22 protein-coding genes are annotated in these 26,711 nt (G+C 68.0%); 10 read left to right on the top strand and 12 right to left on the bottom strand.

What is annotated here, in order from left to right; genetic code table 11:
* The first annotated feature begins 7 nt into the window (after nt 1-7).
* Together AC6RUA_RS16810 and AC6RUA_RS16805 are read left to right on the top strand one after the other, a co-directional pair.
* Nucleotides 8-1,096 (top strand): ABC transporter ATP-binding protein, encoded by a 1,089-nt coding sequence (locus tag AC6RUA_RS16810; protein WP_499815500.1) that lies wholly within the window; start codon nt 8-10, stop codon nt 1,094-1,096.
* Complete coding sequence (locus tag AC6RUA_RS16805; RefSeq protein ID WP_499815499.1) at nt 1,093-2,235, top strand: oligopeptide/dipeptide ABC transporter ATP-binding protein; 1,143 nt, start codon at nt 1,093-1,095, stop codon at nt 2,233-2,235. Before AC6RUA_RS16810 ends, AC6RUA_RS16805 begins: the two co-directional genes overlap by 4 nt.
* Before the next feature lie 31 nt (nt 2,236-2,266).
* Here the strand turns inward: AC6RUA_RS16805 and AC6RUA_RS16800 are convergent, their stop codons facing one another.
* From AC6RUA_RS16800 to AC6RUA_RS16790, 3 genes are all read right to left on the bottom strand, one after another.
* Nucleotides 2,267-2,470: a hypothetical protein gene (locus AC6RUA_RS16800; RefSeq protein WP_499815498.1), complete on the bottom strand. Its 204-nt coding sequence runs from the start codon at nt 2,468-2,470 to the stop codon at nt 2,267-2,269.
* Nucleotides 2,471-2,570: 100 nt separating this feature from the next.
* Entirely contained in the window at nt 2,571-4,307 is a 1,737-nt protein-coding gene (locus AC6RUA_RS16795) for a glycoside hydrolase family 13 protein (RefSeq protein ID WP_499815497.1), read from the bottom strand.
* A gap of 105 nt (nt 4,308-4,412) precedes the next feature.
* The gene (locus AC6RUA_RS16790; protein WP_499815496.1) at nt 4,413-5,861 is read right to left on the bottom strand and encodes a four-carbon acid sugar kinase family protein; all 1,449 of its coding nucleotides are present in this window, start codon (nt 5,859-5,861) and stop codon (nt 4,413-4,415) included.
* A gap of 209 nt (nt 5,862-6,070) precedes the next feature.
* Here AC6RUA_RS16790 and AC6RUA_RS16785 point away from each other — a divergent pair, with 209 nt between their 5' ends.
* From AC6RUA_RS16785 to AC6RUA_RS16775, 3 genes are all read left to right on the top strand, one after another.
* Nucleotides 6,071-6,733 carry a class II aldolase/adducin family protein gene (locus AC6RUA_RS16785; protein ID WP_499815495.1) on the top strand — a complete coding sequence of 221 codons (663 nt, stop codon included), beginning with the start codon at nt 6,071-6,073 and terminating at the stop codon, nt 6,731-6,733.
* Nucleotides 6,734-6,810: 77 nt separating this feature from the next.
* The gene (locus AC6RUA_RS16780) at nt 6,811-7,476 is read left to right on the top strand and encodes an aspartate/glutamate racemase family protein (protein ID WP_499815494.1); all 666 of its coding nucleotides are present in this window, start codon (nt 6,811-6,813) and stop codon (nt 7,474-7,476) included.
* Nucleotides 7,477-9,426: 1,950 nt separating this feature from the next.
* On the top strand, nt 9,427-10,254 hold the full coding sequence (locus AC6RUA_RS16775) for a phosphoenolpyruvate hydrolase family protein (protein WP_499815493.1): 828 nt from the start codon (nt 9,427-9,429) through the stop codon (nt 10,252-10,254).
* A 74-nt stretch (nt 10,255-10,328) separates the two neighbouring features.
* On the opposite strand, the gene AC6RUA_RS16770 is transcribed toward AC6RUA_RS16775, so the two are convergent.
* From AC6RUA_RS16770 to AC6RUA_RS16750, 5 genes are all read right to left on the bottom strand, one after another.
* Nucleotides 10,329-11,540 carry a Tm-1-like ATP-binding domain-containing protein gene (locus AC6RUA_RS16770; protein ID WP_499815492.1) on the bottom strand — a complete coding sequence of 404 codons (1,212 nt, stop codon included), beginning with the start codon at nt 11,538-11,540 and terminating at the stop codon, nt 10,329-10,331.
* A gap of 191 nt (nt 11,541-11,731) precedes the next feature.
* Complete coding sequence (locus AC6RUA_RS16765; protein WP_499815491.1) at nt 11,732-12,910, bottom strand: C45 family autoproteolytic acyltransferase/hydrolase; 1,179 nt, start codon at nt 12,908-12,910, stop codon at nt 11,732-11,734.
* Between the two features lie 594 nt (nt 12,911-13,504).
* Entirely contained in the window at nt 13,505-14,797 is a 1,293-nt protein-coding gene (locus AC6RUA_RS16760) for a sulfatase family protein (protein ID WP_499815887.1), read from the bottom strand.
* Nucleotides 14,798-14,890: 93 nt separating this feature from the next.
* Nucleotides 14,891-15,055 carry a hypothetical protein gene (locus tag AC6RUA_RS16755; protein WP_499815490.1) on the bottom strand — a complete coding sequence of 55 codons (165 nt, stop codon included), beginning with the start codon at nt 15,053-15,055 and terminating at the stop codon, nt 14,891-14,893.
* A gap of 89 nt (nt 15,056-15,144) precedes the next feature.
* The gene (locus tag AC6RUA_RS16750) at nt 15,145-16,146 is read right to left on the bottom strand and encodes a formylglycine-generating enzyme family protein (RefSeq protein ID WP_499815489.1); all 1,002 of its coding nucleotides are present in this window, start codon (nt 16,144-16,146) and stop codon (nt 15,145-15,147) included.
* 284 nt (nt 16,147-16,430) lie between these two features.
* On the opposite strand from AC6RUA_RS16750, the gene AC6RUA_RS16745 reads away from it, so the two are divergent.
* Complete coding sequence (locus AC6RUA_RS16745) at nt 16,431-17,840, top strand: M24 family metallopeptidase (protein ID WP_499815488.1); 1,410 nt, start codon at nt 16,431-16,433, stop codon at nt 17,838-17,840.
* 428 nt (nt 17,841-18,268) lie between these two features.
* Complete coding sequence (locus tag AC6RUA_RS16740) at nt 18,269-18,406, top strand: hypothetical protein (RefSeq protein WP_499815487.1); 138 nt, start codon at nt 18,269-18,271, stop codon at nt 18,404-18,406.
* A 128-nt stretch (nt 18,407-18,534) separates the two neighbouring features.
* On the opposite strand, the gene AC6RUA_RS16735 is transcribed toward AC6RUA_RS16740, so the two are convergent.
* From AC6RUA_RS16735 to AC6RUA_RS16720, 4 genes are all read right to left on the bottom strand, one after another.
* Entirely contained in the window at nt 18,535-19,509 is a 975-nt protein-coding gene (locus AC6RUA_RS16735) for a hypothetical protein (RefSeq protein WP_499815486.1), read from the bottom strand.
* 603 nt (nt 19,510-20,112) lie between these two features.
* On the bottom strand, nt 20,113-20,478 hold the full coding sequence (locus AC6RUA_RS16730) for a DUF7970 domain-containing protein (RefSeq protein ID WP_499815485.1): 366 nt from the start codon (nt 20,476-20,478) through the stop codon (nt 20,113-20,115).
* On the bottom strand, nt 20,471-21,304 hold the full coding sequence (locus AC6RUA_RS16725) for a ParA family protein (protein ID WP_499815484.1): 834 nt from the start codon (nt 21,302-21,304) through the stop codon (nt 20,471-20,473). Before AC6RUA_RS16725 ends, AC6RUA_RS16730 begins: the two co-directional genes overlap by 8 nt.
* 515 nt (nt 21,305-21,819) lie before the next feature.
* Nucleotides 21,820-22,833 (bottom strand): hypothetical protein, encoded by a 1,014-nt coding sequence (locus tag AC6RUA_RS16720; protein ID WP_499815483.1) that lies wholly within the window; start codon nt 22,831-22,833, stop codon nt 21,820-21,822.
* Between the two features lie 268 nt (nt 22,834-23,101).
* Here AC6RUA_RS16720 and AC6RUA_RS16715 point away from each other — a divergent pair, with 268 nt between their 5' ends.
* The 3 genes from AC6RUA_RS16715 to AC6RUA_RS16705 all read left to right on the top strand — a co-directional run bounded on the left by AC6RUA_RS16715 (nt 23,102) and on the right by AC6RUA_RS16705 (nt 26,523).
* Nucleotides 23,102-23,809 (top strand): hypothetical protein, encoded by a 708-nt coding sequence (locus AC6RUA_RS16715; protein ID WP_499815482.1) that lies wholly within the window; start codon nt 23,102-23,104, stop codon nt 23,807-23,809.
* Nucleotides 23,810-23,840: 31 nt separating this feature from the next.
* Nucleotides 23,841-26,024, top strand: coding sequence for an amino acid permease (locus AC6RUA_RS16710; protein ID WP_499815880.1), 2,184 nt, complete (start codon nt 23,841-23,843; stop codon nt 26,022-26,024).
* A gap of 217 nt (nt 26,025-26,241) precedes the next feature.
* Nucleotides 26,242-26,523, top strand: coding sequence for a DUF7967 family protein (locus AC6RUA_RS16705; RefSeq protein ID WP_499815879.1), 282 nt, complete (start codon nt 26,242-26,244; stop codon nt 26,521-26,523).
* Nucleotides 26,524-26,711 lie beyond the last annotated feature (188 nt).

Here is a 26,711-nt window from a genome sequence, read left to right as displayed (position 1 = left end):
GACAGAGATGACGACACACAACGAATCCACCGGCGCGACGGGGCGAACGGCGAGTGAAGACGTAGTGCTCGAAGTCGACGACGCGAGCGTCACGTTCGACATGGAGCGCGGCGAGTCGAAGGTCCTCGACTCGGTCTCGATCGACGTGTACCGGGACGAGATTCTGGGGGTGGTCGGCGAGTCGGGGTCGGGCAAGTCGATGTTCGCCTCCGCGCTGCTCAACGCGGTCGTCCGGCCGGGGCAGTTGACGGGCGACGTGACGTACTACCCGGACGAGGGCGACGCCATCGACCTCCTCGAACTGGACGAGCGAGGCATCAAGCGGCTCCGCTGGGAGGAGATATCCATGGTGTTCCAGGGGGCGATGAGTTCGTTCAACCCCACCATGAAGATCGGGAACCACTTCGAGGAGACGCTCGACGCCCACCAACAGAACCGCGACGAAGGGATGGAACACGCCCGGAACCTGCTCTCGGACCTGTACCTCGAACCCGAGCGCGTGCTCGACGCGTACCCACACGAACTCAGCGGCGGGATGAGCCAGCGTGCACTCATCGCGCTCTCGCTCGTGCTCGAACCCAACGTGCTGGTGATGGACGAGCCGACGGCCGCGCTCGACCTGCTCATGCAACGCTCCATCCTGACACTGCTCCAAGACCTCCAGGAGAAGTACGACCTGACCGTGGTGTTCATCACACACGACCTCCCGCTCGTCGCGAACCTCGCGGACCGGCTGGCGGTGATGTACGCGTTCGAGTTCGTCGAGTTCGGACCGAGCGACGCCATCATCCGCGACGCCGCGCACCCGTACACCCGGTCGCTGCTCAAAGCGGTGCCGAACCTCGACGCCCCCCTCGCGGAGATGCGACCCATCGAAGGATCGGCTCCCGACCCTGTCGACGTGCCGCGGGGGTGTTCGTACCACCCGCGGTGTCCCCTGTCGACCGAGGAGTGCGTCGAGGTCGATCCCGACTACTACGACGTCGGTCCCGACCAGCGGGCCGCGTGTCACCACTGGGACGAGTCGGCCGAGGCGATCCCCTACTCGGTGAGTACGAGCGGTCGGGCGGACGACGGGGAGGTGGGGGCAGAATGAGCGACTCCGACCCGCCGCTACTCCGTCTGAACGACGTGGAGGTCCACTTCGAGCAGAAACAGGGACTCCTCGACAGACTCACCGGAACGCGCGGCGGGGACCCCGTCCAGGCGGTCGACGGCGTGAGCCTCGACATCGAGGAGAACGACGTCGTCGCGCTGGTCGGCGAGTCCGGTTGCGGGAAGACGACGCTGGGCAAGACGGCCATCGGTCTCCAGCGACCCACCGGTGGGTCTGTCGAGTACCGGGGACAGGACGTCTGGGAGGCCAAGGACGGAGAGGGGGACGGCGACATCCCGTACGCGGAGATCCGCCGGTCGCTCCAGATAATCCACCAGGACCCCGGGAGCAGCCTCAACCCGAACAAGACCATCATGAAGAGCCTCCAGGCGCCGCTGAAGAAGTGGCAGCCCGACCTGTCGAACGACGACCGGCGGGCGCGCGTGCTCGGGATGCTCGAACACGTCGGGATGACGCCGCCGGACGACTACGCCAGCCGGTTCCCTCACCAGTTGAGCGGCGGGGAGAAACAGCGCGTCGCGCTCGTCCGGGCGCTGTTGATGAACCCGGACGTCATCCTCGCGGACGAGGCGGTGTCCGCGCTCGACGTCTCGCTCCGCGTCGAGACGATGGACCTGCTCCTCGACCTGCAAGAGGAGTTCAACACGTCGTTCGTGTTCGTCTCGCACAACCTCTCGAACGCGCGGTACCTCGCGCAGAAGTCGGGCGGGCGCATCGGCGTGATGTACCTCGGACGACTCGTCGAACTCGGCCCAGCGGAGGAACTGCTCCACGACCCGAGACACCCCTACACGCAGGTCCTTCGGTGGGCGACGGCCGAACTCGACCCCGACGCGGTCGAGGCGAGCGAGCCGCCGGTCCGGGCGGTCGACATCCCCGACCCGGCGAACCCGCCGTCCGGCTGTCGGTTCCACACGCGCTGTCCCGTCGCCCACGAGGTCTGTGCCGGCGAAGACCCGGCGCTCGTCAGCCGCGCGAGCGACCCCGACGACCACGTCGCCGCCTGCTTCCGCCAGTACCCGGAGGGCGAACACGAGTACTGGGAGTCACCCCCGCTCGAGGGGGTCGAGGACTCGCGCGACGCGCTCCCGAACGAGGGGCGCGCGGGCGACGACTGACGCCGGGGCGACGGCCGGGGGCCGGGTGTCGTCACCGGTACTCGTACGGGTCCAGTCCCCGCCAGTCGAGGTAGAGGAGGACGCTGACTATCGCGAGCGTCACGAGGATGACTCCGAGACTGAGCACGGCGGCGACGTACGGGCCCGTCCCAGGTTCGACGACGGTGAACGACATCGCCAGGAGCGCGAGCAGGACCATCTGGACGGCGAAGACGAGACGGAAGAGGTCGCGCATGCCCCCACGTTAGACGGTGACCGTAATGAGCGTGCCGTCCGCGGTCCGTCGCTCGCGTCGAACCCGTTCACGGCTATCGACCGCGCCAGGCGGTCGAATCTCAGGACAGCGAGTAGACGCACGCCTCGTACGGCCGGAGCGTGACCGACTCCCCCGCGAGTCCGCCCGGATTCCGGGTCGCGCCCACGTCCGGCCCTCGGCCGAGGTCGTCGTAGTTCGAGTAGCGGCGCTCGACCGACCGGGGGTCCACGACCTCAGAGAGGTCCAGCCGCGGCGACCCCTCGGAGACGTTGAGCGCGACGAGTAGCCGGTCGTCGTCTCCCCTGAGGTAACAGAACAGGTGGGGGTGGTCCGGGAGCAGCAGTCGGAAGCGACCGTCGACGAGCACCGGATTCTCCTCGCGGAGGTCCATCAACCGGCGGTAGTGGTGGAAGACGGAGTCGGGGTCCTCGCGGGCCGCGGCGACGTTCACCGCGTCGGCGTCGTCGTTGAGTTGTATCCACGGGTCGCCATCGGTGAAGCCCGCGTGCGCCCCGGCGGTCCACTGCATCGGCGTCCGCGCGTTGTCGCGCGTCCGGCGGTTGACCTCGTCTCTCACCTCCGCGAAACTCTCGATGGCTCCCTCGCGTATCGCGTGCTCGACGCTCCGGCGGGTCGCGACGTCGCGTATCTCGTCGAACGACTCGAAGTACGGGTTCGTCATCCCGATCTCCTCCCCCTGGTACAACACGGGCGTCCCCCTGAGCGTGAACAGCAGCGTCGCGAGCATCGTCGCCGACTCCCGGCGGTACTCGCCGTCGTCCGCGAACCGGGAGACGGCCCGGGGTTGGTCGTGGTTGTTGAGGTAGAGTCCCTGCCAGGCGTCGCCCTCGAGGCCCGTCTGCCACCGCTCGACCACCTCCTTGAGCTCCGGGAGCGTCCAGTCGCGCGGCGTCCAGCGCGCCCCCTCGCCGCGGTCGAGTTCGACGTGTTCGAAGCTCAAGAGGAGGTCGAGCCCCTCGTCGCCGGCGTACGCCGCGGCCTGGTCGACCGTGAGTTCGGGGAGTTCGCCGATGGCGACGAGGTCCCCGTCCGCCATCGTCCGCTCGCAGAGTTCAGCGAGGTACTCCGCGACGCGCGGGCCGTTCGCGACGGCGTTCAGCCCCGTGAGCCCCTCAGTCTCGGGGTCCGCGTCCGGGAGCCCGTCCGGCTTCGAGACGAGGTTGATGGAGTCGAGCCGGAACCCGTCGACGCCCTTCTCGACCCACCACTCGACCAGCGTCGCGACGTCGTCCCTGACCGCTGGGTTGTCCCAGTTCAACTCCGCCTGTTTCTCGTGGAAGAGGTGGAGGTACGACTCGCCGGTCGCCTCGTCACGCGTCCAGGCCGGACCGCCCCACACGGACCGCCAGTTGTTCGGCGGGTCGTCGCCGTCCCCCTCGCGCCAGAAGAAGTAGTCGCGGTACTCGCTGTCGCGCGACGTCTGCGACTCGCGGAACCACTCGTGTTCGTCCGACGTGTGGTTGACGACCATGTCCATGACGAGTCGAATCCCCCGGGCGTGGAGCGCATCCAGTAGGTCCTCCCAGTCGGCCATGGTTCCGTACTCGTCCGCGATTGCCCGGTAGTCGCGGACGTCGTACCCGTTGTCCACGTTCGGTGAGTCGTAGACGGGACTGAGCCAGACCGCGTCGACGCCCAGGTCGTCGAGGTAGTCCACCTTCTCGACGATACCCGGGATGTCGCCCACCCCGTCTCCGTCGCTGTCGTTGAAGCTCCGCGGGTAGATCTGGTAGATGACCGCGTCCTTCCACCAGGGCGCGTCGTCACCGTCGTCGCTTCCCTCGGCTGTGTCCACGCTCTCTCCGTCGGCGGTGCCGCAGAAATAGTTACTCCCGACGCGGATGGCCGGGCGAACGGCCGACGTCGTCTCTCGTCGGCACCCGTCGGAACCGCGCTCGACTCACCAGTCCGTCGCACCGTCCCGTGCGCGAACGAAGTATCGTTCGCCGCCGAGTTGACCCCCCTTGAGCGCGATTTCGAGGCCGTCGAATCGCGGGGTCGACGCGTGAGCCGAACATATCGGGCTTCCGGGCGCGAGCGGGAACCGCGTCTCCAGCGCGTAGACGTCGAGCGCGGGGGTCACGCGCCCGCACGTGTCGCCGCCGGCGACCACGACGCGGTCGACGGCGGCGGCGTCGAGGACGGCCCTGAGGAGCCCCCCCTGCTGTTCGGCGACGTACCGACCGACGTCGGTCGGCGGGTCGGCCAGGCGGGCGGCGCGGCGCGCCGTCGCCTCGATGGCGTCGTCGTCCGGCCCCCGCGCGGCGTAGACGACGACGCTGTCGCCGGCGGCGAGCGCGTCGAGCGACTCGGCGACGACCCGCTCGCGCTCCTCGGCGGCGGTCGACGGGTCGACGAGCGCCGCCGTGTCGACTCGGACGCCGACGAACCCCGCGTCCACCGCCGCGTCGATCTGGGTCGCGGTCAGCGGCGACGCGCTCCCCGACATCACGACGACCCGGTCGGCGGGGGGGAGCGACTCGAACGCCGGGTCGCCTGCGACCACTCCCGCGGTCGCCCAGTGGTCGGCCAGCGCGTACTGGAAGCCAGACGACCCGACGACGAACGACGGCGAGGGGCCGTCCGCGCCGACTCCCGTCGCGTCTGGTTTCTCCGCCGTTGGTCCGGGCGCTCGCGCGTACCGCCGCCAGACGGCACCGCCGACCGTCCGTGCGTCGGCCTCGTCGATAGTGTCGAAGAGGACAACGCCGGGGTCGTCCGTGAGCGCGTCGTCGAGTCCCTCGACGGCCGCCTCGACCCCGTCGCCCAGCGAGCGGACGTCGACCAGTCCCATCGAGCGGTCGGTCTGGTCGGCGAGGTGGCGGCGCAGGTCGCTCTCGTCCATCGGCGTCACCGGGTGGTCGCGCATGGTCGGGTGGCGGTCGAGGCGGTAGACGTCGTCGACGTCGGCCGCGAACATGTTGCCGAACGCGACGTATCGTCCGAGGGGCGGCGCCGCGGGAACGACCGGGACCGAGTCGGTCCCGAGCACGTCGCTCCCGATGTCGATGGCCCGTCCGATGCTCCCCACCTCGGGCGCGGAGTCGAACGTGGAACAGACCTTGTAGTGGACCAGCGGCGCGCCGAGGTCGCACAGCGCCGAGAAGGCGGGCGGGAGCGCCCGGTCCATCTCGTCCGGCGTCATGGACCGACTCGTCCCCGCCACGCCCACGACTCGTGCCCCGGGGAACTCCGTCGACACCGTCTCGGCGTCCGGCGAATCGAGGAACAGCACCGTCTCGATGCCAGACCGAGCCAGCGCGTCCATCGCGTCGGTCGACCCCGTGACGTCGTCGCCGTAGAACGTCAAGATGAGCGAATCGCCGGAATGCTCGGCCGACTCGGTCACGACGCTCTGCCTCCTCGCTCGCGCGTCGGTCGTACCGCACTCCACCTCACCGGCGCTCCGCGTCGTCGCCCGGCCAGAGCCATGGTCGGTCCTCGCGGCACGACCTGTTAAATCTCCTGTTCACCCCGTCGCGCTGGCGGCCGGCCCGGCGACCGACGTCGGACTCGACGAGCCAACGCTTATCACGTCCGTCGCCGGTAGGACGACACATGACGGACGAGACACCGCTGCGAGCGGAGCGGGAACGGGTCGGCGACGTCGGACGCGAGATGCTCGCGCAGGATCTGACCAAGGGAACCGGGGGGAACGTGAGCGTCCGGAACGGCGACCGGTTCGCCGTCAGCCCCTCGGGCGTCCCGTACGAGGACGTCGACGCCGACACGACCCCGGTCGTCGGCCTCGACGGCGAACGCGTCGCCGGCGACCTGAAACCGTCGAGCGAGACGCCGATGCACGCGCTCGTCTACCGGAACCGGCCGGACGTCGGGGGCATCGTTCACACCCACTCGCCGTACGCGAGCACGTTCGCGAGCCTCGGCGAGTCGATTCCGGCGTCACACTACCTCATCGCCTACGCGGGGACGGAGATACCCGTGTGCGGGTACGCGCCGCCGGGCACCGAGGAACTGGGACGGCTGGCGGCCGAGGCGATGGGCGACGACCACGACGCCGTCCTGTTGAAGAACCACGGCGTCATCGCCGTCGGTGACACCGGCGACGACGCGCTGACGGTCGCGATGATGGTCGAGTTCTGCGCCCGCGTCCACTACCAGGCCCGCGCGATCGGCGACCCGGCGGTGCTCCCGGACGAGACGGTAGGGGAACTCCGGCAGATGTTCGGCGAGGAGTACGGACAGACCGGGGAGGAGTAGCCGGACGGTCGAGCGGGCGCGCGAGGAGAAACCCTTTGTAGGCGGACCCGAATCGTACGGTCGGACCTGATACCTTCATGAGCGCTCGCATCTGCTTCTTCCACACGGTCGCCGGACTGTCGGACCGGTTCGACGAACTGGCCGACGAGTACGTTCCCGACGCCGACCGCTTCCACGTCGTCGACGAAAGCACGCTCCAGGACGCGCTCGCCGTCGGCGAGTTGACGCCGGGGATTACGAGACGACTCTGCACGCAGCTCTCGCTGGCCGAGGAGGCGGGAGCCGACGTCGTCCTCGACACCTGTTCGAGTACGTCGCCCGCGGTGGACGTCGCGCGGGAACTCGTCGACGTTCCGATTCTGAAGATAGACGACCCGATGACGGAGCGGGCGGTCGACCTCGGCCGTCACGTCACCGTCGTCGCGACGGCCGCGTCCACGCTCGGACCGAGCACGGCGTTAGTCGAGCGGAAGGCGGAGCAGGCAGGGAAAGACGTCACCGTCGCGTCCGAACTCGTCGAGGGCGCGCTGGAAGCGCGGGAATCCGGCGACATAGCCGAACACGACCGCCTCGTCGGCGACCGCGTCGCGGACGTGGCGGCCGAGACCGACGTGGCCGTCCTCGCGCAGGCGTCGATGGCGCACGTGGAACGCGACCTGGCCGAACGGGTCGACGTGCCCGTCCTCTCCAGCCCCGACCTGGCGATGGAAGCCGTGGCGACCGAGGCCGACCGGGTCGACTGAAGCCGGCGCTCCGGCCCGGAGCGAAGCCCGGCCCCGGTCGCCCACCGGTCGCGGTCCACGGCTTCTCGGGAACGGTCGGTGTCGAATCGACTCACGGACCGACGGGAGGTTCCGTCGAACGGCGGGCGACGTCGGTTCCCGCTTCGAAGCGTTCGTTCGAGAGCGCGGACGATGGGCGGGGTAACGCGTCTACAGGTTCCACCGCGCGTACCTCAGTAGGAGAGAGAACAGGCGGTTCTTGAACCGACGACGGGGAGAAGCGGCAGTTTACGGCCACGGGAGGCCGCAGAGTGACGCGGTGGGCAGCGACGCGTCGACGAACGACGGTACGCTCGGGTGGGTATCGAGACCCTGGCTGGAGGGAGTCTCGCCGGTCCACGTCAGTATCCTCGATCCGTGTGTCGGCCACTGTAGGACGGATGACTCCGCCTCCGTTCCCCGAGAACACCACAGCCACCCCCCGGATTTCGGTAGGCGAGGACGTCGGAGCGCTCCCCTCTCCAGAGAACAAGTTGCGTATCTGAGGTGAAGTCAAACACAAAATAGTACATATACTAGCGTATGAACAAAATACACAGGCGTGGGATGCCGGGGTGAGCGGTAGCACTCCTGTTTGACCGGAGAACGTCCAGCCGAAAACGTCACGATCAAGTTCGGGTGTAAACATATCGAACTCGGTTACTGACCTCGATTCCGCCAGTCAGGGCCGAGTCGACTTCTGCATGGTGTGTCTACCCGTAAGCAGTGCGCCTATTCAAAGAAAAATTATAAAAATTTCCAGTATATAGATTTCTGTTATTATTATCGCTCAGATGACTGCCCTCGACTCCCGCTCCCGAAAGAGGCTGCCGATAACTCACACGGGTTACGAGACAAAGGGGGGGCGTACGACGGGGCCCATCACGTTCGAATCCAGGCCACGACGGGCTGGCGACGGCCGTCAGCCTCGACGAGGCCGACCCTCACGTCCACGTCGGACAGAGGAGGCGAGGGAACGGCGGTCTGCGTCGACGCACACTCGCTTCGGGAAGCGAAAGGGCGGTTCCCTGACGGTCGTATCGCCGAGACACTCCCCGGCCGAACTGTCACCTACCTCGTCCAGTAACACCTCGAGGGAGAACGGGACGTCGCAGTTCCGGAGGCGACGCCGTCTCCCACGCGCCTGAGCGGACGAGATCGTCCAAACTCGGGTTCCCCGACCCGCGTACTCGTGCAGAGCGTGATAGTTCCATCCCTTCCCACCCGGCTAGAGGGCCACCGGGGACCCAAGACCGGAAGCACTGTTCCTGTTTCGAGAGCGGGCGGCAAGTGAGCGTCCCACTTGCCGTGATACCGGTACGGAGAGGGAAACCGACCCCGGCCAGAAGCTGAACTCGGTTTCCGAGTCGCAATTACAAACATACACCTGTAATCAGATGGTCCAGTCGCGGTCGGCTTCGATTCGGGGGAAAAGACCGGTTGAGCCCGAATCGGGCCGGTCGAGATATCGGCACTGACGACGGACCGGCGCGCATATGTGACAACACTGAGTCGAGGACATCCGCCGTCACCGGAAGGCTGGAGCCACCACGGAATCCGTCCGTCCTAGACCGGGACGACCGTCGAGGGGTTCGCTCCACCGGTTGCGCCCCTCGAGAGAACCGGAGTCTCTACGGGACGTATCCGTGACTGCGCATCTCTGCGTCCGTTTTTCGCTTCCGCTACACGAGACCGTTCTTTCGCGGGTCACCTGTCGTCAGTGGAATCTGCTTCACGGGTCCCCTCCACAAAACACCGCCGACTGACCCTTCGATATCCGGCGGTGGCGGACCGGCCGGCGTTCCCCCGCCGAGTTGAACGGTCGACGGACCGATGGAACGACGGTCGGCTACCGGACCGTCGTCCCGGGCGGTCTCCACTTGTCGAAAATACTATAGAGCGGTGCGACCACCTACCGGTCGAGGCACCAAGATGGAGTTCAGCAAATCCGAATCACGAGCGCGACTCGAGGAGAGCGTCGACGCAGGCGACCCAATCATCGGCGCCGGCGCCGGGACCGGTATCTCCGCGAAGTTCGCCGAGCGAGGCGGCGTCGACCTCATCATCATCTACAACTCCGGGCGCTACCGCATGAACGGCCGCGGCTCGCTCGCCGGCCTCCTCCCGTACGGCGACGCCAACGAAATCGTCCTCGACATGTCCCGCGAAGTCCTCCCCATCGTCCAGGACACCCCCGTCCTGGCCGGCGTCTGCGGGACCGACCCCTTCCGCGAGATGGACGTCTTCCTCGACGAACTCAAGCGCCTCGGCTTCTCGGGCGTCCAGAACTTCCCCACCGTCGGGCTCATCGACGGCCAGTTCCGACAGAACCTCGAGGAGACCGCCATGAGCTACCAGCAGGAGGTCGACATGGTCGAACTCGCCAACCAGAAGGGACTGCTCACCTGCCCGTACGTCTTCGACGAGGACGACGCCCGCGCGATGGCCGCAGCCGGCGCGGACGTCATCGTCGCCCACATGGGCCTCACCACGAGCGGCGACATCGGCGCCGAGACCGCCTTCGACCTCGACGAGGCCGCCGACCGGGTGCAAGCGATCCACGACGCCGCCACCGACGTGAACGACGACGCGCTGGTCATCTGCCACGGCGGCCCCATCGCGTGGCCCGACGACGCCGAGTACGTCCTCAACAACACCGAGGGCGTCGTCGGCTTCTTCGGCGCGTCCAGTCTCGAACGGCTCCCCACCGAGGAGGCCATCGAGAACCAGGCCCGCGAGTTCAAATCCATCGAATTCTGAACCGACCCGCCCAGCCCGAGTTGGGCCGGTCCGCCTCCCAACCCGAAACGGCGTTCGCCGCGACCCGACTCGGCTCAGGTAGTTTCGGTCATGTACTCGTCGAGTTTGCGGGCCATCGCCACTGCGAACTCCTCGTCGTTGATGTCGGTGTCCATCTCGACGAGTTCCACGCCGTCGGAGAGGGTCTCGCGGAGCGCGTCGAACAACTCCCGGTCGGCCTCGGGGTCGTAGAAGTCCTCCCCCTCCACGTCGAGCATCGAGACGCCCTGCAGTGGGAGGAACAGCGCGGTCGGCCCGGTCGCCTCGTTCAGTTTCCCGGCGATGATGCGGCCGAGTTCGGCGTTCTCCTCGGGCGTGGTGCGCATGAGCGTGACCTGCGGGTTGTGCTGGTGGAACGTGCGGCCCTCGAACTCCTCGGGGACCGAGTCGGGCGTCCCGAAGTTCACCATGTCGAGCGCGCCCGTCGACACCACGTGCGGTACGCCCATCCGGCCGGGAGCCTCCAGTCGGTCGGGGCCCGCGCTCAGGACGCCCCCCACGAGTTCGTCCGCCCACTCGGTCGTGGTGATGTCGAGGACGCCGTCGATGATGCCCTGCTCGACCAGGTTCTCCATCGCGCGCCCGCCCGTCCCCGTCGCGTGAAACACGAGCACTTCGTAGCCGTTGTCTTCGAGCCACTCGCGCGCTCGTTGGGCGCACGGCGTGGTGACGCCGAACATGGTGATGCCGACGGTGGGGTTGTCTTCGACGTCGATGTCGGGTTCGTTCGCGACCATGCCGACCATCGCGAGCGCGGCGTTCGAGATGATGCGCCGGGTGAGCTGGTTCAACCCCTCGATGTCGGCGACCGAGTACAGCATCATGATGTCGCGCGCCTCGACGTACGGGCGCACGTCGCCGGAGGCCATCGTCGAGACCATGAGTTTGGGTACCCCGTAGGGGAGCGCTCGCATCGCGGTCGTGGCGACGGACGTGTTGCCGGACCCGCCGAGGCCGAGCACTCCCTCGAGGGTCCCTTCCTCGTGGAGGTCTCTGGCGATAGACGCGGCGCCCCTGCCCATCGCGTCCATGGCCTCCCCCCGGTCGGCCTCCTCGCGCAGGTGCTCGAGGGACGTCCCGGCCGCCTCGGCCACCTCGGCCGCGCTGGTCTCCGGGTCTCCCTCCGGGTCGCCCACGACGCCCGTATCGACGAAGTGGACGTCGAGTCCCTGGTCCTCGATGACCTCCCGCGCGAAGGAGAGTTCCTCGCCTTTCGTGTCGAGCGTGCCGACGATTACGATGCTCATCGGGAGTCCATACAGTGTCGTCCGACATATCGCTACTGATTCATTTCGTCCAGTTCTCATACACGTTTGGGACCGCGACTCCACTCGCAGCGGGGGAGCGGAGCGGAGAGGACTCCCACCGGAACCGCGACGGGGCGCCGTGCGTGCGCAGAAACGAGCGAGGACGGGAGGGAGTTCGATACCGCTCCTCGCTACTGGCGAGCGTCCGCCGTCCCGTCGTCCGTCCCGACCATGTCCTCCAGTTCGGAGAGCGAGCGGTCTCTGAGTTCGTACGTCGTCGGTCGGCGCTCACAGGGGTTGCCCTGTACCGTTCGAATCCGCCGCTCGCCGCCGACCAGGACCGCGGAACTCACCGTCGTCGACTCGGCGTGTGCGTACTGGTCACCGTCGGTCGTCGGGTGGCGACAGATGGAGTTGGGACCCGGTCCGTGGCGGTGGTCGCGCGCGACGTCGTCGAGGGTGTCGGTCGAGACTTCCGACTCGACGTCCTCCAGGAGTTCTCGCAGACGTCTCAACCGGAGCGCAGAACTTCGACCGCCGTCGGTCTCGCCCGGAAAGTGATTCGTCCGGGCGGTGAGACCGTCCGCGACGCGCTCTACGCGGTCACCGGACGGGTCGATCTCGAGGACCTCCGCGTCGGTCGCATCGGCCAGGAAGAGCGTGAGCCCCTGATTCCGCTCGACCGGAATCGAGGCGGCGCGCTCGAGCGCCTCCTCGACGGAGTCACAACGCTCCAACACGTCGCGGACGACGACGCCGTTCAGCAGGCGGTCCTCGGTCGAGACGCCCTCGGCCGCGCGGTCGACGAACGTGTTCGCCACCGCGAGTCCCGCGGTGTTGACGCCCTGGTAGACGAACGCGTTCCCCGCCGTCGTCGTGGTCAGGAACCCGTTGTAGGGGCCGAGCGCGGGCGCTTCGAGGACGACCTGCGGACGGACTCCTCGTGACGTGATGTCCCGGTTCTTGAGCACCAGCGGGACTCCCGTCGCCGAGCGCTCGCCGGGAACCAGGACGTTCGAACACCCCTCGTCGGGAGCGGTCGGGCCGGAGACGCCGGCGGGCGTCAAGGCGTCCTGGAACTCGCTCGTTCCGAACACGTAAGTCCGGAGGTCGCTGTCGGGGACCCCGAGTACCACTGCCATCCCGTCGACTTCCGCCCCGTACCGTCGCGGGACCGACGCCTCCACCCGGCGGGCGGTTTCCGCGATCGCGGCTCGGTCGGCGCGCTGGCGGGCCAACTCCCCGGCCAGGCGGCCGACGGCCGCCTCGATGGTCTCTCTGTGCTGAGACGCCCGAACGCGGCCGAATCGACGGAACATCTCGACCGTCTCGTCCGAGATGGGCGCGTCCCCCCACGGTCGCTCGGTCATGGACGGACAGAGCGGGACCACGAGCAAAACTCCGGGGAGACCGGCAAACGAGTCCATTCCGAGCGGGACAGACGGAACCGAACTCGCGGACACTGCCGAGTGGGACTGCGAAACGTGCGTCCACGCGAGACGCGCGGCTGACTTGCGCCCGGTACTCGACGGGTGTATCGAACCGGGGGGGCCGAGTGCTCGGTTCCGGGATACCTCTCCAGCGCGAGGACGAGTACGCAAATATGTACTTCTTCCGTACTATCAGAAGAGATAACACTTAGATCTAGGTGGGCGTTCGACGAGCCGTCCCGGTTCGTGGCAGTCGGACAGGGGAGACCGGCCAGGAGGGACGGCGCAAGTCGGCGATACACGCGACCCCGACATGGAGAGAGCTGGTTCCGTGCACTCCGTCCCCGTTCGGTCCGTTTCCGGCACCGCGAGACGACTCGACGAGCGGAGGAACGGCCCCCCGGGACTCCCACCTCCGTGCTCGGTCTTCAGAACTCTGACTCCGTTCGTTCTCCGTATTCGTCTCGATAACTACCTTCGAAGTGTAATAATCATTTTTCAGTTAGTTTTCCCCCTAGTGACTGTTTCGGACAGTCACCCCCAGGGGTACACTTTCAGTTTCTCCACGTGCTCGGGGGGGACGGGAACGTCGCCGTCTAGCAGGGGGTCGTCGGTTCGGGTGAGCCAGTCGTCCAGGCGACTCTGGAGGCGGTCGGCCACCGCCGCGTAGTCGGGGTCGTCGACGAGGTTGTCCTCTTCGAGCGGGTCCGCCTGTAGGTCGTACAGTTCCTCTCGAGGCCGTTCCTCGGTGTAGTACCGCTCGTAGAGCGCTCGTCCCGACGGCGACTGTAAGATGTCGAGTGGCAGGTACACAAGCGGGAGGTCCCCGAAGTTGCGGACGTACTTGTACCGCTCCGTCCGGACGCCTCTCGTCGGGTTGTACTTGTCGTGGAACGTCTCCTCGAGGAATATCAGGTCGCGTTCCTCGTACTCCTCGTGCGCCCCGCCGGCGGCGTCGGCAGCGCCGCGGTCGGTCAGGAGCGGCGCGAACGAGCGGCCGTCGATGTCGTCGGGGACGTCCCCGTCCACGAGGTCGAGTAGCGTCGGGAGCAGGTCGACGTTGCTGAGCAGTTCCCCGCGTCGCTCCCCCGACGCGAGCGCCGGATGGCGGACGAGGAGGGCCGTCTCGATACCGGCGTCGTACAGCGTTCCCTTCGCGCGGGGGAACGCGATGCCGTGGTCGGTGGTGAACACGACCAGCGTCTCGTCGCGCAGGCCGGCGTCGTCGACGGCGTCGAGGATGCGGCCCGTGGCCTCGTCGACCGCCCGGACCATCCCCCGGAAGGCAGCTAGCTCCTCCCGCACCGGTTCGACGTCGGGGAGGTAGGCGGGAACGTCGACGTCGGCCGGGTCGGGCGCGTCGTACCGCGGCGCGTCGAACCGCCAGCCCTCAGTCCGCCCGAACCGGTGCGGTTCGAAGAACCCCACCGACGCGAAGAACGGGGCGTCGGACGAACGGCCCTCGAGGAACCCGGTTGCGGCGTCCGCCACCTCCCGGGCACGCTCCGTCTCCGTCCAGTGGTCGTCGTAGCCGAGTCGCTCGGGGTCGCTCGCTTCGTGCTGGACGCCGAAGAGGTGCGTCGAGTAGCCCTCGTCCCGGAACCGCTCGGGCATCGCTACCTCACCCTCGTCGAGTTCCCACCCGAGGTGGACGAGTCCCATCAGGCCGTTGTTGTGCGGGTACTTGCCGGTGACGATGCTCCCCCGACTCGGGGAGCACTGCGGCGCGGTACAGAAGTAGCGGTCGAACTGGACCCCCTCCCGGCTCAGCGCGTCGACGGCCGGCGTCTGGACGCGCTCTCCGTAACAGCCGAGGTGACGACCCAGGTCGTGTCCGTGTATGAGCAGGACGTTCGGGCGTCGGTCGAGCGTGGATTCGGACATCACGGACGGTACGTCCGGACCGACCGGTATAACGGTTCATTCTCGCGGGTCCGCACGAGACGGCGGCCGGGGTATCCCGGCGGCGTTACCACCGAGGCGTGCCTCGACGTCCTGTTCGACGACGCCGCGCGCGGCTGGCGATGGCACCGACCGTCCGGTAATCGTGTCTTCGGTCGTGACCGAACCTTCGTCGTCGGCCATCTTCCACGTGTCCCCGTCGCTCGTTCGGGTTCGCGTCCGCGCGGAACGCGACTCGGAAACAGCCCGCCCCGATTCGCGTCTGTGAGGGGTCACGCCGCGTCGACGACGCACCGGAACCCGATGTTCCCCGCGCCCGAGTCGGGGTCGTTCGAGGAGCGCGCGGCCACCCGGTACCGGTTGCACCACGACCGGTGACAGAGGTACGACCCGCCGCGCATCACGCGCGCGTCGCCGTCGTCGGGCCCCAGCGGGTTCTCGTCGGGGGTCGGCTCGTACCACTCCGGCGAGAACCAGTCGCGACACCACTCCCAGACGTTCCCGGCCGGGTTGTACAGGCCGTAGTCGTTCTGCCGGAACGCGTCGACCGGGGCCGTCCCGTAGTAGCCGTCCTGTTCGGTGTTCCGCTCGGGGAACGACCCCTGCCAGATGTTGCACCGCCACTCGCCGCCGGGTTTGAGGTCGTCCCCCCACGGGTACGTCGCCCCGTCGAGGCCGCCCCGGGCGGCCTTCTCCCACTCGGCCTCCGTCGGGAGACGCTTGCCGGCCCAGTCGGCGTAGGCCGCCGCGTCTCGGTAGGAGACGTGGACGACCGGGTGGTCGAGGCGGTCCTGGATGGAACTGCCCGGGCCCTCCGGACGGAGCCAGTTCGCCCCGTTCACGCCCAGCCACCACGACGCCTCGGGGACGTTCCCGCGGACGTACTGCTCGTTCTCCTCCGGGAGGAGGTCCTGAAAGACGAACGACCAGCCGAACTCCTCGGCCTCCGTGGTGTATCCCGTCTCCCTGACGAACTGGTAGAACTCGGCGTTCGTCACGGCGTGCTTGTCGACGTAGTACGCGTCGAGGAAGACGTCGTGCGCAGGTCCCTCGCCGTCCTCCGGGAAGCCCGCGTCGGAGTCGGTTCCCATCGTGAACTCCCCCGCGGGCACCTTCGCCATCCGACCCGTGTCCACCTCGTCGACCGACGTCGATCCCGGCGGCGGAGCGGCCGAGGCCGACTCGCTGGCGACGTCGGCCGCGCCGTCCGCGTCGCGCCCGGGGTCGGTCCGCGACCCGCCACAGCAGGGCGCGGGGTCCGCGTGTCCGGTCATACGCACTCGTGGGTTCAGGCGACATACAAGCTTTTCCCACTGGACGACTCGCTCGGTCCGTGCGTCAATCGGGTCGAACGGCCGGGTTCCACTCCGTCTCCGGGTCGAGCGGGTAGACCGGTCGCGGAACGTGCTCGGAAGCGCGCCTCCGCGAATCGGTCGTCGGTCGCATGGACGGCGTCGTCCGACCCCTCCGAACGAATCCGTTCGGAGGGCCGTGGACGGAGCCATCGAGAACTACTCGGGGGGCGTACACTTTTACCCGGAGTCGACGAGCATCCCCCGTGAACCCGACCTGCTCGCTCGTCGACGTCGACCTCCCGACGTTCGGGACGCCGGACCGTCAGCCGGCCCTCCCGGCCGACCGCTACCGTCGGCGACTCCGCCGCCTCCGCGACCGTGCCGACGAGCGGGGGTACGACTCGGTCGTCGTCTACGGCGACCGCGAACACTTCGCCAACCTCGCGTACCTCACCGGCTACGACCCGCGCTTCGAGGAGGCGCTCCTCGTGGTCGACGTCGCGGACGAGTCGGCCGCGCCGACGCTCGTCGTCGGAAACGAGGGCGAGGGGTACGTCCCGGACAGCCCCGTCGCGGAGGAGTTCGACGTGGCGCTGTTCCGGAGTTTCAGCCTGCTCGGCCAGGAGCGGAGCGAGTCGGACGACCTGGGACGCGTCCTCCGACGGGGCGGCGTCGCCCGGGGCGACAGCGTCGGACTCGCCGGCTGGAAGCACTTCTCGGCGGTCGAGTTCGACGACCCGGAGACGACCCACGAGGTGCCCGCGTACGTCGTGGAGGCGGTCAGGGCGCGGGCCGGCGGGCGGGCCGCCGTCCGCAACGCGAACCCGCTGTTGATGGACGCGACCGAGGGGATGCGCGCGACGAACGGCGTCGACCAGATAGCCCGCTTCGAGTTCGCCGCGAGCCACTCGTCGAACGCCATCCGGGACGCCGTGGTGGCCGTCGAGCCAGGGATGACCGAGTTCGAGGTCGTCGCCCAGATGGAGACCATCGGGCTCCCGCGGTCGTGTCACCTGATGCTCTCGGCCGGCGAACGGGCGTCGATGGGGCTCCCCTCGCCCTCGGACCGGACGGTCGAGCGGGGCGACCCGTTCACCACCGCGTACGGCGTCTGGGGCGCGCTCACCTGCCGGGCGGGGTTCGTCGCCGCGGAGCGTGGCGACCTCCCGGACGACGTCGACGACTACGTCGAGCGACTCGTCGCGCCGTACTTCCGGGCGGTCGCCGCGTGGTACGAGACGGTCGGCGTGGGCGTCGCGGGTGGCGAGGTGTACGACGCGGTCCACGAACACGTCGGCGACGAGTTCTTCGGCGTCGACCTCAACCCCGGTCACCTCATCCACCTCGACGAGTGGGTCGACTCGCCCGTCGACGAGGGGTCGACCGCCGCGTTCCGGTCCGGCGCGGCGGTCCAGATGGACGTCATCCCGGCGACCGGGACGCGGTACTTCACGAGCAACGCCGAGGACGGGGTCGTCCTCGCCGACGCCGACCTGCGCGAGCGGTTCGCGGCGGCGTACCCCGAGGCGTGGGAGCGAATCCAAGCCCGCCGCGCGTTCATGTGCGACCGTCTCGGCATCGACGTCGGCCCCGACGTGCTCCCGCTGTCGAACCTCGCGGCGCACCTCCCGCCGTACCTCCTCGCGCCGGACCGGGCGATGGTGCTCGAGTAGGGGTCCAGCGAGTCGACGGGGAGGGAGACGCACGAGTTCCGTCGACTGCGCGGATCGGTCCGCGGCGCTCGCTCGTCACTCGTCGGTGACCCCGGGGTCGTCGAGCGCGGCGAGCAGTCGACTCACCCCGTCGTCGACGGCCCCCAGCACCGCCGCGAACGCGCGACGCTCGGAGGGGGGCTCAGGAAAGCGGTCGAGGGACTCCTCGGCCGCGTGTATCGGGCAGCGGGCGCGTCGTACGCGACGTAACCGAAGGATGCGTCGTCGTCGTCGAGGCTGCACAGCGACCCCCGAGTCCGGCAGTCGGTGACGGTATGTACGCCGCAGTGTGCGACCGGTCGCCGGGGTCGGCCGGTCGCCGCCTGGGAGTATCACTATCGGATAATCGGGGCAGCACGTTTATGACTCTCGTCGGTCACGTGTCTATCATGGCTGCATCACTCGCCGACAAGGACTACCACATCGTCTCGGCGCTGCACGACCAGTTCCGGGAGAAGGGGGCGGACGAGCAGGCGGCGTTCTGCGACCAGATACTCGCTCGGCTCGAACGGTCCGACGAGAACTGAGGCAGACCGACGCCGCCGGTCGACAGTTGAGATACTCGCGGGCGGGTTTTCTACGGACGTTGGCTCGGCAACGGGAAAAGCGAACGTCGGGGGGAGGAAAGTAGTGCCGAGCGTACGGCGAGAGACGGCTACTTGTGACCGTAGCTCGCCTCGTGGAACGACCAGACGGTGTCCATCGCGCTCACGAACGCGTCGAGGTCGACCGAGCTCACGTCCCACGTCCGCTCGCTAGCGCGCCGGAAGCGGCGCTCGCGGTCGCGGTCGATCATCCGCTCGATGCCGGCCTCGCGAATCTTCTCACCGAACAGGGGGCGGAACTCGGAGTCGCTCCGCGCTCGGTGGACGTCCGACGGCGTGACGGCCCCCTCCTCGAGGGCGCGAACGACCACGCCGTTGGCGAAGTCGCCCTCGGCGAGTTCGCGCTCCCACGTCGTCAGCCAGTTGCCGACTCGCCCCAGCGGCTCGACCAGTCGAATCGCCTCCCTGAGCGCCGGTTCGTCGTTCGGGTCGAACTCGGGCGAGCAGACGAGGTCGACCGTCGCGAGCGCGTCCATACACATCGTCGACGACTGGGCGGTCAGACACTCCTCGTAGTCGGCCGAACCCGGATTGTCGGCCACATCGACGGAGTGGCGCTGCGCCTCCGCGGTGGTCTCGAGCGCGTCCCGGAGCGTCGCCAGGTAGTCCTCGAAGTTCGGCGCGCCGGCGAGTCGGTCGACGAGCGTCTCCCACGCCGAGGCGGCGAGTCGGACGCCTGGCTCGTCGGCCTGGTGGCCCGGTTCGGGTGGTCCGTCGAACGGGACCCGCGCGGCCGCTTCGAACGCGCGGTAGTCGGAGCGTCTGTCCGAGAGGTCGTTCAGCGCCGTGACGTAGACGCTGACCAGCAGTCGTCCCTCGTGTGCTACGTTCTGATACCGGGGCGGGACGCAGACGAGCTGGAACGTCGGGAGCACCGCGTCCAGCCACCCCCACATGTAGCGGTCGCGACAGCCGAACGCCGACTCGTACTGGTCGACGAGTCGTTCGACCGACCGTGGTAGTTCGCGGCTGCGCACCTCCTCCGGGGCTGGTGCCGTCGTCCCCCCGCGACGGTGTGTTGACATCTGGTCGAGAGTTCGTCTTTTCTTTTCGGTCTTAACTTAACCGCCCGTCGTGCGAGATGTGATAATTGGAATACGCCCCGTGCGGAGGCCGCGGGGAATGATCGTCGTCCGTGCGTGTCTGCGTACGGAACCGCGGTCACGAGAGGCGACACTGGAGAGTGTCCCCGTCTGAGAACGGGCAGCGATAGGAGCGAGGGGAGATCCGTCAGATACTCGACCGACGGAACGGGAGGCGACGTCACTCTGCCGGTGAGTTCCCTCGTCCCGGTTCCACTCTCGCCGACTCGGCGGACGACAACGGTCGGCGTCTCCGCCGTCCTCGGCTGTCATCCCATCGGCCCCCGGTCACTGTCTTCGTCGACGTCCGCACCACGCGCTTCTCCTCGGCGAACCGGCGGACGGTGAAACGGAGCGAGTGGGAGTCCGGCCGGCGAGGGAGTGGCTACCTGCTCGAACTACTCCATCTATTCAATCGATTTGTAATATTCTACAATTTGTGCTATTCATTCTATTTCGTAGTCCTCACTAACGAAGACGCCTCTACGGAGAGAAAGAAGGGATAGCGAGAATAGGAGTCGATTCGGTAGATTTTTACTATTCGTACTATTCCCGAATCGAGTCCTCTCGAGCCTGTTCGAACCGTTCGGCGACGTCGTTCAGGAGGTCCTCCTCGACGACCGTCCGCAAGAGCGCGTCCGTCATCTCGCGGACGACGATGTTCTGATAGCCGCGCTCGCTGAGTTCCCGTTCGAGTTCGTAGTTCAGCCAGGAGTCGAACGCCTCGATGGTCGCGTCGCGAGCGTAGAAGGGACGCTGATGGGCGTCCTCGTAGCTGAAGGCGCTCTCGACCAGGGGGTCGCGCTCGTCCCCAGGGTCGTCGGCCGCGGACCGTTCCGACGGGGAATCGTCCGGGTCGTCGGCCGTTCCCAGCGTCTCGCCGAGGTCCGCGAACGGGTCGTCTTCACTCACGACGGACCACCTCTCCGACCTCGGTGATGTGGGCGAGTTCGTCGAAACACGCCAGTTGGTCACAGTCCGGGTCGTAATCGAGCAGGGGTTGGCGTTCGCCGTACGCCTTCGTGATGCTGGCGCGGTCACGAATGCCCGGGGAGGGAGCGGTCTGCCCGCTGTCGATAGCCTCCCAGTCGGTGATTCGGGCGAAGTTCGGGATACGCTCCTGGAGGCTATCGTGTGAGTTCAGGCGCTCGAGAAGCTGTCGGTCCTGCGTCCGCTGGTCGATCCGCGCGCTCAGCATGTTCGGGACCAGCGCGAGCACGTCGACGTCCATGTACTGTCGTAGCGGGGCGATCTGCCGCTCGATGGTTCGTTCGAGTCCCGCCATCGCCTCGTTGCCCGGTGCGAGCGGGAGAATCAGGTTCGACGTCGCGACGAGTGCGTTGTCGGTGAGTCGCGAACGGTACGCCGGGGAGTCGGTGACGATGTAGTCGTACGTCGACTCCAGCAGGGGGTCGACGACCGTTCGCTTGAGCAGCGCGGACGGCTGGAAGACGTCGCCGACGACTATCTCGCGTTCGACCCGTTCGAGGTCCTCGCTCGACGGGAGGAGGTCGAACTCGTACCCGGTGTCGTAGACGAGCGACGACGGCTCGGCGTCGTCGAAGAACGCGTCACCGATTCCTTCGTCCGTCTCGTGGTACTCCTCGTCGAACCCGAGTCCGACGGACGCGTGTCCGTTCGGGTCGAGGTCCACGAGGAGGACGTCGAAGTCGTGCGAGGCGAGCTGTCGAGCGAGGTTGACCGCGACGGTGGACTTCCCCACCCCACCTTTGAGCATGCAGACGGAAGCGGCGCGAGGGCGCCGCTCGAGCGTCCCGGCCGTGTACGGGGTATTTGGGCTATTTAATCTCTCTGTGCTATCTACGCTATCCGAAGTTGTCATTCTCTCCCTGAAGAGCGTCCCCCTGTCTCAAATAACCACCGGCGATCACGAGGGAGCGGTGGGTCAAATACGAAAATAGTAAAGATAGCAAAGATAGCCGTAATAGAACGGATAGTAGGGTATTCGGGGGTAGAACCAGTCCTTCATAGGTAGCTCGGCTCGGAAAGCGGGTCGTCGCCGGCGTGTCTCCCCCTGGCGACCTCTGTCAGTCCCGTCGTCCGGAGCAGGTTCTAGGGTCGCGGACCAGAGCGTGCCCGAGTAGAACCCCCGGTGCCGGCTCCTCGAGATGGACGCCGTCGGCGGGGCGGAGAGGCGGTCGTCCGAGATTCGACTGCGACCGATACCGTCGGAGTGGCGACCGTCGTCTTTCCCGGGTGAATCCCGGAACTCGGGTCGACCCGACGCGAGGGTTAGGAGCTACCAGGACCACCGGGAGTCCGCCCGACGAGCCGCGGTCCGTCCGACGCCTCCCACCCGCCGACGGTGAGCAGATGCTCCTCGCGTTCGAACCGGACGAGCCACGACCCCGCGTTGGGGGGCGGAAGGCGCTTCTCGTCGGGCAGGCGACCTCTGAGGCGCTCCAGCGCGTCGGACGCGGGTGCACACTCCTCGTATCCGCCGTCGACCGCCCGTCGCACGATGGCGCGCTCCCGTTGCGAGAGGTTGGCGAGGCGCACCGCGTACTCCGACGCGGCAGCCTCGAGAGCGTCTGCCCCGGTGTCGGCCACGCGGTCGACCCGGTATCGGCGCACGCGACGCTCCGTGGTGGTCGACTCCCCGACCTCGACCCGGTACACCCGGTCGTCCCACGATACCCAGACCACGCCGCCGCCGACCAGTCGCGAGGCGTCCCCGCCGTCCGGGTACGGCGCCGGGAACTCGTAGACACCCATCGACTCCTGCGGGAGACCGTTCGGTTCGTCGCCCACAGAACCGCCGACTCGACTCTCCTCCCCACCGTGGACGGCCAGCCTGAGCGCCGACCGGTCCACCTCGGGGAGCGCGGCGAACGCGACGCTCGTCGCGCCGGCGGGCGCCCGCTGGCCGCGCTCCCACGAGAGGCTGAGTTCGTAGGCGGGCACCTCCGTCGTCGTGACCGAGTAGGTCGTCTCGTAGAACGTCCCGTCGTGTTCGACGAGGACGCCGTCCGCCAGGGGGGTCTCCCCGTACGAGACCAGGTCGACCGTCCCGTCGTCGACTGCCCCGGCGACCAAGGCGCGCTGGTCGTCGTCGAGTTCGACCGTGATGGTACCCGGGGTGACCGGTCGGGCCTCGACGACGAACCCGCCGTGACAGCGGGTCCGCACCGCCGTAGCCCCGATAGAGTCGGAGGCGCCCGACGGGGGTGACGCGGGGAAGCCGCCACCGATGCACCCGCCGGTGAGCAGGGTCGCACTCGCGGCGAGGAGTCGACGACGGTCCATGAGAGACGCTGTGCACCACCGGCAGATAGCAGTTGGCTAGACTCAAACGTCGCTTTTAGTGACGCCGCGATGGGCGGGGGCAAGGGACCGCTCCCGTCGTGAGCGGACAGACGGCACGGGGTCGCTCCGTCGATGAGGATGACAGCCGGGGCCGCCGTTCGACGACTCGAATCGCCGTTTCCCGGCCTCTTAGCGGTCTTCGGTGTTCGAGGACGCCCACAGCCCCGCGAAGGATTGAAACGGCCCGGGACGAAACGGTCGAGCTATTGTGGTCCGTATCGGCGACCTGACGATCCTCGTCCCGGTCGACGTCTCGGAGGCGGAGCCGCCCCCCCTCGACGTCCTCGACCACCTCGGCGCCGTCGAGGTGGTCCTACTCGGGCATTTCCCGGTCCCGGACCAGGCCGAACCGGCACTGCTCAGGGACCAGTACGGTCCCGAGGCCGCGGACCGACTCGACGCGGTCGCCGACGCCCACGGCGGCCCTACCGAGGTGCTCGTGTTCACGCACGACCGCGAGGCGACTATCGACCGCATCGCGGACGAGTACGACTGTGACGCGGTGTTGACGGCCGGTCGGTCGACGGCCGTCGACCGCGTCCTCGTCCCGCTGCGCGGGGACGTGAACCTCGACCGAATCCTCGCTGTCGTCGCCGACCTGCTACTGGCGGGCGACGAGACCGCCACCCTGTTCCACTCGGTCGCGGAGGACGCCGACCCGAGCCAAGGGGAACTCCTCCTCGTGGGTGCCATCGACCGGCTGGTCGAGTACGGAGTCGACCGAGACCGGATCGACTGGCGGCTCTCGGAGGGTGGTGACCCGCGGACCGACATCGTCGAACTCGGAGCGGAGTACGACCTCGTCGTCCTCGGCGAGACCGATCCCTCGCTCCGGGAGCGTATCATCGGGGACGTTCTCTCGGAGATCGTCGACGCGCTCGAGGTCCCGGCGCTCATCGTGAGGGACGTCGAGTGAGCCCACAGGCCACGAGACGGAGGAGGGACGCGTGAGCGTCCAGGACGGCGAACTCGAGCGTACGCTCGGGTTCGTCGAGGCGATGACGCTCGGCGGGGGGACGATGATCGGCGCGGGAATATTCATCCTCCCGGGCATCGCCGCCGAAACCGCCGGTCCAGCGAGTTCGGTCTCCTACGCCATCGCCGGCTTCGTCGCACTGCTCGCGGCGCTCTCGCTCTCCGAACTGGCGACCGGGATGCCCATCGCCGGCGGGAGCTACCACTACGTCAACCGCGCGCTCGGCGGGCTTTTCGGGGCCGTGGTCGGCTGGGGCATGTGGACGGGGCTGATGTTCGCGAGCGCGTTCTACATGATCGGCTTCGGGCAGTACCTCGTCGAACCGATTCCCTTTCTCGACGGGCGGGTCTTCATCGTCGGTCTGGGACTCGTCGGGCTGGTCTTCCTCCTCGGGGTCAACTACTACGGCACCGAGGAGTCGAGCGCGTTTCAGAACGTCACCATCGGGATCGAGACCGCCATCATCCTCGTCTTCGTCGCCGTCGGCGTGTTCTTCATCGACCCCGGGAATCTCGAGCCGTTCGCCCCCTTCGGTCCCGGTGGTATCGTCGCCACGACCGGCATCGTCTTCATCTCGTTTCTCGGCTTCGAGATCATCGCCACCGTGGCGGGCGAGATCAAGGACCCCGGTCGGATCATCCCGCTGTCGATGATCCTCTCGGTGGTGCTGGTGACGATCCTCTACGTCGTGGTCATGCTCGTCAGCACCGGGGTGCTCCCCTTCGAGTCGCTCGGCGACTCGCCCATCCCCGTCTCGGACGTCGCCGTCACGTACCTGGGTCCGGCGGGGGTGGTCGCCATCGTCTTCGCCGCCATCATCGCGGCGATATCCAGCTCGAACTCCTCGATACTCGCCGCGTCTCGGGTCATCTACGCCATGGGCAGGGACGGGGTCGTGACCGACTGGTTCAACGTGAGTCACCCCCGGTTTTACACCCCCCACCGAGCGATCGCGGCCACCGGCGGCGTGACGGCGCTGCTGATCCTCGTCGGCCTCGAAGTGGAGGCCATCATCGCGCTGCTCGCAGAGGCGGCGAGCTTCAGCTTCCTCGTCGCCTACTCGCTCGTCCACGTCTCGCTCGTCGTCTTCCGGCGGGCCGACCCTGACGACTACGACCCCTCGTTCGCGCTCCCACGACCGCTCTACCCGGCCGTCCCGGTACTGGGGGTGGTGCTGTCGGGCGTCGTCGTCTCGCAGATGGCGACCGTCGTCGTCGTCATCGGGTCGGGCATCGTCGCCGTCGGGATCGGCTGGTACGCGACCTACACCCGCGGGCGCGTCGTCAGCGAAGGGCTCCTCGGTGAGGCGGTCCGCGGGAGACCGGCCAACCCGTACCGCGTGGTCGTGCCGGTAGCGAACCCGGCGACACAGCACGGACTCCTCCGTCTGGCGGCGGCCAGCGCGCACGCCAACGAGGACCGGGGGACGCCAGAACTCGTCGCGGTCAACGTCGTACCGGTCGCACACCCCTCGCCGCTCCAGAACGTCGAGGCCGACCGCGCCGAACACCAGCACGACCTCCTCGAGAACGCCCACGAAATCGCGACCGAGATGGACGTCGACCTCCGGACGCGAGCGGTGGTCGCTCCGGACGTCGGCGCGGCGATACTCGACGTACTCGAGGAGGAGACGGCCGACGAAGTCGTTCTCGGCTGGGACGGGACACTCGAACGCGACGGCCACGTCTTCGGCGCGACGGTCGACCCCGTGGTCCGGAACGCCCGCTGTGACGTCTCGCTCGTCGACCTCAGAACCGAGACCGTCGGTAGGCCGGTGGCGCTCGTCGCCTCGGGCCCCAATGCGCCGGTCGTCGCACACCAAGCGGTCGAGTTCGCGGCCGTCGACGGAACCGTCCCGGCCCTGTTGAACGTTCAGTCCCCCCGAGGGACGGGCGACTCGGACGCCGAGGAGCGGGGGCGGTCGGTCGTCACCGACGCCGCCGAGGCGGCGGGACTGGACCCCGACGAGTACGACGTTCAGGTCGTCGTCGCCGACGACGTCGGGCGGGCGGTCGTCGAAGCCGCAGACAGGTACGACACCGTCTGCGTCGGCGTCTCGGGGCGGGCCGAGGGACCGCGTATACCCTTCGGGACGGTCACCGAACGGATCGTGCACGACGTCTCGGCCAACGTCGCCCTGATTCGTGGCTCGTGAGGCGACTGGACCCCCTCTTGTTCGGAGGTGGCTACTACCGGCGGCGGCGCTCCCGGCGGTCGCGTTCGGAATCGTCGAGATGACCGGCGAGTACGGGACTCGCGAGGTGGATTACTCGGAGCAGACGAACCCGATTCTGACCGTGGAATCCTCGTCACCCCGGACGGCGTGGACACCGAGTCGCTACGCATTTCCGGGTTGGCTGTGGTCTACCGGTATGACCGAAGGTGCCGACTCGGTTCGCGTCTGGCTGGTCGAACGGACCTACTCGGACGACGAGCAGAACGTGATCATCCTCACGTACGCGACTCCGGACGGCGAACGGGATTTCCGGAAGGAACGGGCGCTCACGAGCTTCGGCGACGTGCGCGACACGACGGCCGCCGTCGACGTCGACCCCGGCAATCTCGGGTCAGTCGACGGCCCCGACCGGCGAGAACAGTACGCGGCCGAAGCACGACGGATGGAGGCGCAGCACGACCCCGACGACGTCATCTGAGCACGTCTCATACCGTGGCGGCCCGTTCACTCCGGCGAGAGCGACGTCGACGCGTTCTTCGACGGGACGGGATCGGCCGTCGGTGACAGCGCGCGACTGGAACACTCGGACCGAGAGAGTACGGCGGCGGGCCGGTCACGTTCACCGCCGAAGAATCGCTTTCCCGACGTCTCGCTCCCCGTACTCGT

This window comes from Halorarum sp. SLYT50, assembly GCF_059821265.1.
Note: the sequence above shows the minus strand (reverse complement) of the source record. Positions and strands in the feature narration are given on the sequence as shown.